The sequence below is a fragment of the Fibrobacter sp. genome (assembly GCF_017551775.1).
GTDB lineage: Bacteria > Fibrobacterota > Fibrobacteria > Fibrobacterales > Fibrobacteraceae > Fibrobacter.
Window position 1 is genome coordinate 1 of sequence record NZ_JAFZKX010000103.1, and the last position, 8264, is coordinate 8264.

7 protein-coding genes are annotated in these 8264 nt (G+C 50.2%); 4 read left to right on the forward strand and 3 right to left on the reverse strand.

Translation table 11 applies throughout. From position 1 onward, the window contains the following. Together IK012_RS12165 and IK012_RS12170 are read right to left on the reverse strand one after the other, a co-directional pair. Window positions 1–935 (reverse strand): class I tRNA ligase family protein (locus tag IK012_RS12165; protein ID WP_290954990.1); only part of this gene is annotated, 935 nt, incomplete at its 3' end. A 168-nt stretch (window positions 936–1103) separates the two neighbouring features. Continuing rightward, window positions 1104–2318: a hypothetical protein gene (locus IK012_RS12170; RefSeq protein ID WP_173384742.1), complete on the reverse strand. Its 1215-nt coding sequence runs from the start codon at window positions 2316–2318 to the stop codon at window positions 1104–1106. A gap of 243 nt (window positions 2319–2561) precedes the next feature. On the opposite strand from IK012_RS12170, the gene IK012_RS12175 reads away from it, so the two are divergent. The 4 genes from IK012_RS12175 to IK012_RS12190 all read left to right on the forward strand — a co-directional run bounded on the left by IK012_RS12175 (window position 2562) and on the right by IK012_RS12190 (window position 7311). Next, window positions 2562–3953: a sugar porter family MFS transporter gene (locus tag IK012_RS12175; protein ID WP_173380206.1), complete on the forward strand. Its 1392-nt coding sequence runs from the start codon at window positions 2562–2564 to the stop codon at window positions 3951–3953. Window positions 3954–4232: 279 nt separating this feature from the next. Continuing rightward, window positions 4233–5756, forward strand: a complete 1524-nt coding sequence (locus IK012_RS12180) for a glycosyl hydrolase family 8 (protein ID WP_290954996.1) — start codon at window positions 4233–4235, stop codon at window positions 5754–5756. Window positions 5757–5879: 123 nt separating this feature from the next. Continuing rightward, window positions 5880–6812 carry a bile acid:sodium symporter family protein gene (locus IK012_RS12185; protein ID WP_290954997.1) on the forward strand — a complete coding sequence of 311 codons (933 nt, stop codon included), beginning with the start codon at window positions 5880–5882 and terminating at the stop codon, window positions 6810–6812. Between the two features lie 94 nt (window positions 6813–6906). After that, the gene (locus tag IK012_RS12190; RefSeq protein WP_290954999.1) at window positions 6907–7311 is read left to right on the forward strand and encodes a GNAT family N-acetyltransferase; all 405 of its coding nucleotides are present in this window, start codon (window positions 6907–6909) and stop codon (window positions 7309–7311) included. 3 nt (window positions 7312–7314) lie between these two features. Here IK012_RS12190 and IK012_RS12195 read toward each other — a convergent pair. Then, window positions 7315–8264 (reverse strand): ORF6N domain-containing protein (locus tag IK012_RS12195; protein WP_290955001.1); only part of this gene is annotated, 950 nt, incomplete at its 5' end.

Here is an 8264-nt window from a genome sequence, read left to right on the forward strand (position 1 = left end):
GGGTAAATCTTGTAACGCTTTTCGAGTTCTTCCTTGCTGGCGTAGGCGTCGCTCAAGTGGAACAAAGCTTCGTAGCTTAGGCCCACGAGGTCGGAACCCTTGCAGGTGTCGACGATGTTCGCGTTCTTGAAGTAGGCGGCGGTACGCGTAGCGGCACACCAGTACTTCTTGCCGTCAGTCTCCACCAGGTTGTAGTCCATGTCCGGACCGACGGCGATGGCAAAGTTGGAGGGCAGCGTCCACGGGGTCGTCGTCCACACGAGGATGCTCGTGTCCTTGAACTTCGCGTTATCGGAAATCAGCGGGAAGATCAGCGTGAGGGACGGGTCCTGACGGTCCTTGTAGCCCTGGTTGGTTTCGAAGTTAGAAAGCGGAGTCGCGAGGGCCGGGCTGTACGGCTGGATGCGGTAGCCCTGGTAGATGAGGCCCTTGTCGAAGCACTGCTTGAACACCCACCACACGGATTCCATGAAGTTCTTGTCCATGGTCTTGTAGCCCTTGTCGAAGTCCACCCAGCGGCCCATGCGGCGCACGGTCTTCTTCCATTCGCTGGTGTACTTGAGCACCTTGCTGCGGCAGGTTTCGTTGAACTTGTCGACGCCGAGCTTCTGGATTTCGGCAACGCCGGCGAGGCCCAGTTCGTTCTGAACGAGAGATTCAATCGGAAGGCCGTGGCAGTCCCAACCGAAACCGCGCGGAACCTTCTTGCCCTTCATGGTCCAGTAACGCGGAACGATATCCTTGATGGTACCGGCAAGCAGGTGACCGTAGTGCGGAAGGCCCGTTGCAAACGGAGGGCCATCGTAGAAAGTGTACGGTTCGGTTTCCGGACGGCTGTCAAGCGACTTCTTGAAACTTTCGTCTTTGTCCCACAGGCCGAGCACGCGCTCTTCAATCTGCGGGAAGGTCTCTTCTTTCTTTACTTCACGGAACATGGTTTTCCTCGGAACAGTGGAATGCAAGGTGTCATCCTGAGCGGAGCCCGTCAGGGCGCAGCCGAAGGATCCAGACCGGCATTTACCACATGGACATTGAATTTTCGGCGGTAAATTTAGTAAAAAGGCGCTTATGATATCAAGAAAAGGTCTCCGATATACCACAAATCAATGATTTTGAGCCAGAGCAATCAGGCAAGCCTTAAATTCGTCGATATTTTTAATCTCGTAGCCTTCGACATATTCAATGCCAGATTCTTCATGCGTGTACAATTGAAAGTAAGGTGCGTTTTCTGCCTTGCATGTTTCACTGGTGAGTTTTGAATCGCTAAAGTAATGCAGGTGGCAGACTGCGCTGCCAGAGGTGAGGTCCAGATCAACTTCAGATTGGGAACCGGAATAGTACTGGATGCGGTGAGTATTTTCACCGATGGTGACAGAAAATTCCTGACCGCCGATAGTGAAGGCGACGGCGTATTTGCTTTGACTTGAAATGGTCACTTCGGACGGAACGGTAATTCCGCCCTCTTGAAGGAAAAATGATGAAGGAAAAATTGATACGTTTTGAATTTCACCTTTCTTGATGCTTATAATGGATTCGTAAAGGTAACGCATGGCGTAGGTGTCCGTGTAACTCTCGTCTTTGTCCAAGGTTCCATCGCTTGGAATTAAAGATTCCGGTGGAATACAGCTCCCATCTGTTTGTGTGGTATATACGAGCTGAGAATCTGCTTCAAAGACATAATGGATTGTGTATGGTTTTGATTTATTGTTACAAGAAATGGAACCCGCTTCGTAGTCGCAAGTCGTGAACGCCCAGTCTCCGAGGAGGTTGTTCGCAGAACCACCTACCAAAACCGTGGTCATAGTATCGGGATCGCCTTCTTTACTTTGAATTAAGACTAGAGTGTCTCCGACAAATATGTAACTGCGGTTATATTGCTTTACTTCGTCTATATGGGAGAAAACATAGTTGCCATTTAGATGTTGACATTCGTCATAGGAATGGTCTTCCAATATGGTGAATTTCTTATTCTCCTTGTCATGGATGTATTTGTATCGAAAATTAGTGGAACAGTAGTCACCAACGCTTCCGATTGCGCTGGAACTGCTTCCAATACTGGACGAAGAAGCCGTTGTTGCTGAAGAGGACGACTCCATACTGGAGGAAGATTCTACGGCACTCGATGGCGTCGTGGATTCGCTGGAGGTTGCGTCGGCTGAACTTTCGATTGAGGGGTCGATGTCTTCTACGCTGCTGGAAGATTCCAGAGGCGGATTTACGACGCTGGGAGTGTCACTGTCTCCGCATGCGGAAATAAAAATTCCAGACACCAATACCATGCAAGAATAAAAGAATGACTTGCCTGAAACAATCTTCATATTAATGCCCCCGGATTTGTAGGTTCTTTAATAGTGGGTTCATGAATAACCATATTCATTACCATTTAATGTTAAAAAGATAGAAAAAAGCCTTTTTTTGTCTTGTGCAAGCCCCTTTTTATTCCAATTTGGAATAGGGTTTTGTGCTATTTATTCCTTTTTTGGTGGTTTTTTGAGGGATTTTCTAATAGTTTATCCACAGACATTTCGTGAAATACTAAGGAATAATAAGGAGTTTTCCCCATGTCTAAAGAAAAAACTCATTTGGGACACATAATCCTGATCACCCTGTCCGCTGCTATCGGCGGCTTCCTGTTCGGCTTCGATTCCTCCGTTATCAACGGTGCGAACGGCGCTCTCAAAATACATTTCAATGCGACGGATTACCAGCTTGCCTGGGCTGTTTCGCTTGCGCTGATCGGTGCCGCGGTCGGCGCTTATTTCGCTGGCAGACTTGCCGACAAGTTCGGCCGTGTCCGTTGCATGCTCGCTGCTTCGGGACTCTTCCTTGTGAGTGCTATCGGTTCGGGTGTCCCGTTCGGCATCCCGGATTTTATCGTGTGGCGTGTCATCGGCGGCGTGGGTATCGGTGTCGCTAGCATCATTGCGCCTATCTACATTGCCGAAACGGCTCCTGCTCACTTGCGCGGGCGTCTCGGTTCCATGCAGCAGTTCGCCATCGTGATTGGTATCTTCGTGGCGCTGCTTTCGAACTACCTCATCGTGCGCATCGCTGGTTCGGCGAACAACGTGTGCTGCGGCGGGTTCAAGGCCTGGCAGATTATGTTCTGGGTCGAAATCATTCCGGCTGCGCTTTACGGCATTGCCGCCTGGAGGCTTCCGGAATCTCCGCGTTACCTTGTTCAAAAAGGCCGCTTGGAAGAGGCAAAGGAAGTCCTCTCTAGGATTGATTCCGAGGGCGTGGACAAGGAAATCGCTTCCATTCACGACACCTTCAAGAACGAAAAGCCCGCTAAACTCGCGGACCTGTTCGAAATGGTCGGCGGCAAGAAGCGCATCGCCCCGATTGTATGGGCTGGTCTCGGACTTGCCATTTTGCAGCAGCTCGTGGGTATCAACGTGATTTTCTACTACGGCACTATGCTTTGGCAGAGCGTCGGTTTTGGTGAGAGCGACGCGTTCCTCACCAGCGTGATTTCGAGCGGTATCAACCTGATCATGACGATTGCAGCCATCATGCTTATCGACAAGATTGGCCGCAAGCCGCTCCTGCTTATCGGTAGCGTTGGCATGGCGGTTACCCTCAGCACCCTCACCATCTGCTTCTTGAGCGCGAATGCCGACGGCAGCCTCCCCAGCGCGGCGGGTGTTGTCGCCCTCATCGCGGCGAACCTCTACATCACCTTCTTCGCGGTGTCTTGGGGCCCGGTCATGTGGGTTATGCTCGGCGAAATGTTCAACAACCGCATCCGTGCCGTGGCTATCGCCATATGCGGACTTGCTCAGTGGGGCGCAAACTTCGTCGTCTCCTGGAGCTTCCCGGTACTTGCCGGCAAGGGCGGCATCGGTGTCGGCCCCACCTACGCCATCTATTCCTTCTTCGCCATCTTCAGCATATTCTTTGTGGCCAAGTTCATCAAGGAAACGAAGGGCAAGGAACTCGAAGAGATGTAAGGCCGCTATCGTTTTCGCGGGTATCTTTTCAAAACGCATGGTGATGAACCATGCGTTTTTTTTTGCGGGGTTAACGCTTTGCGTGTCATGCCCGGATTCTAAAAAAAGTGCGAATAGGGTCTAAATCTAAAATCCTGTATACAGCTATTGTTTTCGCCAAATATGCTCCGTTTTTATCCATAATTTGGTGTAAAGCAGTACAACACATTTAGTATCGCATTTGTCCTTTTTTGCTCCTGTGTCAGTTATCTTTATGGAACAAATAAAGGAGGACTAAAAATGAAAAATTTTTCTGCTATTTCGGCTGCGTTGTGCCTTGGCGCATTTGCTGCAACCGTTTCGTTTGCGGAGGGGGCTCCCACTTGTTTCTTTGACGAGAACGGGGCTTATTTTGGCCCGGATTGTGACGAGACGAACTACAGTGGCGCCTACTACACTGGCGATTACACCAGCCCGTTCAAAAAGTACCTGGGCAAGACCGATGAAGAAATCCAGGCTAAGCTGGACAAAATGTGGAATCACTACTTCAAGGGTGACAACAACAGCAAAATTTATTACGACCAGGGCAATGAAGCCTACATTTTCGACACGGGTAACAACGACGTCCGTTCCGAAGGCATGAGCTACGGCATGATGATTTCCGTGCAGACCAACCACAAGGAAGAATTCGACAAGATTTGGAATTGGGCCAAGAGCCACATGTGGCACAAGAGCGGTGGTTGGGACGGCTACTTTGCTTGGAAGCGCGGCACGAACGGCACCGGCGGTGACGACAACTGCGCTCCGGACGGTGAAATGTACTTTATGATGTCCTTGCTCTTTGCGGCCAACCGCTGGAATGACCCGCAGTACATGGAAGATGCCCAGTATATCTTGAAGAGAATGTGGGACAACAGCCAGCATAGTCTCTTTAACCCGCAACATTACGTCATCACGTTCCAGCCGCAGGGCAACGAGAACAATTTCTCTGACCCGTCGTACGATTTGCCGGCGTTTGTCGATTTGTTCTCCCGCTGGTCCACCACCAATCAGGACAAGTGGAAAAAGGCTGCCAAGGCGACCCGCGATCACCTGTACAAATCATCCAATACGAAATCCGGCTTGTTCTCGGATTACAACAACTTTGACGGAACACCCCATGGCGTGAACTACAACCAGAATGCCGAAAGGTACATGTACGACGCCATGCGCTGCGCCATGAACTTCGGCATGGACTACTACCTGTTCGGCGCCGATTCCGCACGTCAGGTGGAAATGGCTAAGCGCATTATCGACTTCTTCGAAAAAGATGGTTACAGGCATGGCCGTTTCAATTGGGACGGCAGCAACCCCTCCGAAAGCTACACCCTGGGAGAAACGGGTGCGAACGCCGTGGCCGCCCTCGCGCTTAAGGACATGGATGGTTACGAAGACATTATCAAGAGTAACCTGAAGAAGGCTTGGGACGCAAACCTCATGACGGGCCAGTACCGCTATTACGACGGCCTGGTGCACTACCTTGCCATGCTTCACCTCTCCGGTAGTTTCAAAATCTGGAAACCCGCTCCGGATATCAAGACCAAGACCATCAGCGGCACGGAATACAACGGCCAGACTTTTGCCGCAGGCGACACCATCGACGTGTTTGAATCTTGCCAGCTTTACAAGGCGACATTCGAGGCCGGGATGGGATTCACTCCCATACGCCAGCGTTCTGCCGAGTACAAGATGGAGCGCAACTACGACCTGAATGGTTGCAGGCTGAACGGCATGAAGAACAGGGCCCGCGGTGCCTACTACGGGAAGAAGGTTCTGGTGAAGTAAACTGCAATCGATATTCCGTGACCACATCGTGGTGGCGGAATTCGATGTGAATCTTTTTGGCGGGCTTTGCCCCGCCTTTTTTTTTGTCTATCTTTTCGAGTAGTTCTTGGAGGTTCCGGGTCTATGCATATTCTCGAAAAGATCAGTGAATTCGTGGGCAAGTGGATGGCGGTTGTCGTGCTCGTGATTGCGGCGCTCTCGCTGTTCGTCCCGAAATCGACGCTCTGGATTGAACTTTCGTGGGTGAATTACCTGCTGATGGTCGTGATGTTCGGCATGGGGCTCACGCTCAAGCTCGGCGATTTCAAGCTCGTGTTTACGCGCCCTAAGGAAATTACCATCGGGTGTGCGGCGCAGTTTATCGTGATGCCGGCACTCGCGTTTTTGCTTTCCATGATTTTCGGGCTCGATGCCGCGCTGATGGCGGGCGTGGTCCTCGTGGGAACTTGCCCGGGCGGGACATCTAGCAATGTCATCACTTACCTTTCGAAAGGCGACGTGGCGCTTTCTGTTGGCATGACCAGCGTGAACACGTTGCTCGCTCCTGTGCTGACGCCCGCGATTACGTATTTGCTTTTGCGCACGACCGTGAACGTGGATGTGATGACGATGTTCCTTTCTATCGTGAAAGTCGTGATTGTGCCGATTGCGCTCGGGTTCGTCATCAACAAGTTCTTCGGCAAGTTTACGGCGCGTGCTGTGAAGGTTCTGCCGCTGGTTTCCGTGATAGCGATTGCGATGATTGTTGCCGCTGTTGTTTCGCATAACGCCGCAAAGATTCTCTCGACGGGCGCAGTCGTTTTCGCTGTGGTGATTCTCCACAACCTGCTCGGTTACGGCTGCGGTTTCGGGCTCGGCAAGTTGCTCAAGTTCTCGACGCCCAAGACGAAGGCGCTCTCCATTGAAATCGGCATGCAGAATTCAGGACTTGCCACAAGCCTTGCGGCGACCGCATTCTCGTCGCTTGCCATGGCGACCGTCCCCGGCGCCATCTTCTCCGTGTGGCACAACATCTCCGGCGCAATTCTCGCGAATATTTACCGCCGAAAGGAATAAAAAGATTTCGCAGAGAATAAACGCCGCGCCCACCCTCTGTCATCCTGGAGCCGCGTAGCGGCGATAGGATCCAATAAGCATCTCCAGCATAATTATGACCATTGAATACAAAAACACCCACGATTTTTCTGAACAAGATTTAAAAGACCTCTTCCTCTCTGTCGAATGGTCCTCGGGGCATTTCCCCGACAAGCTCGTCATCGCGATGAAGAACTTTAAGACCGTCATTTCCGCATGGGATGGCGATAAGCTCGTCGGCATGATCTGCGCCATGGACGACGGCATCATGAACGCCTACGTACATTACCTGCTCGTGCGCCCCGAATATCAGGGTCAAAGCATCGGGAAAGTCCTCGTCGATAAAGTTCACGAAAAGTACAAGGATTACCTCCGCATTGTCGTGGTCGCCTACAACGAGGAACTCGCTTTCTACGAACATTGCGGCTTCAAGAAGGCGGATGACGCCAGTGCGATGTTTATTACGAGTCTGTGGACTTAGATGTCAGTTTAGATTCGCCAAAATCATAGGAATTAGCGTCTTGGGGTCATCCATCTTGCTAAAGGCAAAACATTGTTTGCCCAAGTCCTTCAGTGAAGCTCCGATGAGATAAAGATCTTTGTTATCGATAATCAAAAAACGGTCATGCATCTTTTTGGTATAGTCCATAGATGCAGTCGGATACTGCTTATTGAACTGTTCGACATCAGCCTGCCGCAATTCCGCTTTCGGGTGCGTATAAATCTTGACCGAGACATTCTTTTGCTTTACCGACAATCTCTCCAAAACAGATAAATCTACATATCCGTCAATAAGGACGATTTCTTTTTTCGCCGTCTTGATGATGTCCTGGAAGAATGCGTAAGCGTCGAAAATTTGACCCTTGAAGAAAACGCCTTCCTTCGCCTTTTGAGGCGATGAATCCAACACATGGAATATCTTCGAGAAGTTTTCGTCTATCTTCCTGAATTTAGTCTCATGCTCCAAAAATTTCGCATCGACCTTATTTTCTACCGCATCCAGGCGACTTGCGATTGCGATGTTCCTATGCAAATAATGACGCATCTGGACAAAGGCATTCATAATTTCAATGCTGACCTTAATCGCCTTTTCGCTACGAAGAACCGCCGAAAGCATGGCTACACCCTGTTCCGTAAAGGCATACGGGAGATATTTAGTATGACGACCACGTTGGTCCTCGGCATTTTCTATGGTCACAAATTGTGACCATAAAGTTTTCTTTACATTTCGATATTCATCCGAAGACAACTGAAACATAAACTCTTCAGGAAATCGCTCAGCATTTCTCTTCACAGCTTGGTTCAGCACTTTAATTTCAACATCATACATTTCTGCAATATCGCGGTCAAGCAAAACCTGAACATCGCGAATAACCACAATTTTGCTTGCAATTTGCGAATTGGCCAATTTGGAGGTCGCAAATTGTGACCTTA

Bases quoted from the DNA above. Each gene is read 5' to 3' on its own strand.
- IK012_RS12170 (WP_173384742.1), bottom strand. From the start codon at position 2,318: ATGAAGATTGTTTCAGGCAAGTCATTCTTTTATTCTTGCATGGTATTG.
- IK012_RS12175 (WP_173380206.1), top strand. From the start codon at position 2,562: ATGTCTAAAGAAAAAACTCATTTGGGACACATAATCCTGATCACCCTG.
- IK012_RS12180 (WP_290954996.1), top strand. From the start codon at position 4,233: ATGAAAAATTTTTCTGCTATTTCGGCTGCGTTGTGCCTTGGCGCATTT.
- IK012_RS12185 (WP_290954997.1), top strand. From the start codon at position 5,880: ATGCATATTCTCGAAAAGATCAGTGAATTCGTGGGCAAGTGGATGGCG.
- IK012_RS12190 (WP_290954999.1), top strand. From the start codon at position 6,907: ATGACCATTGAATACAAAAACACCCACGATTTTTCTGAACAAGATTTA.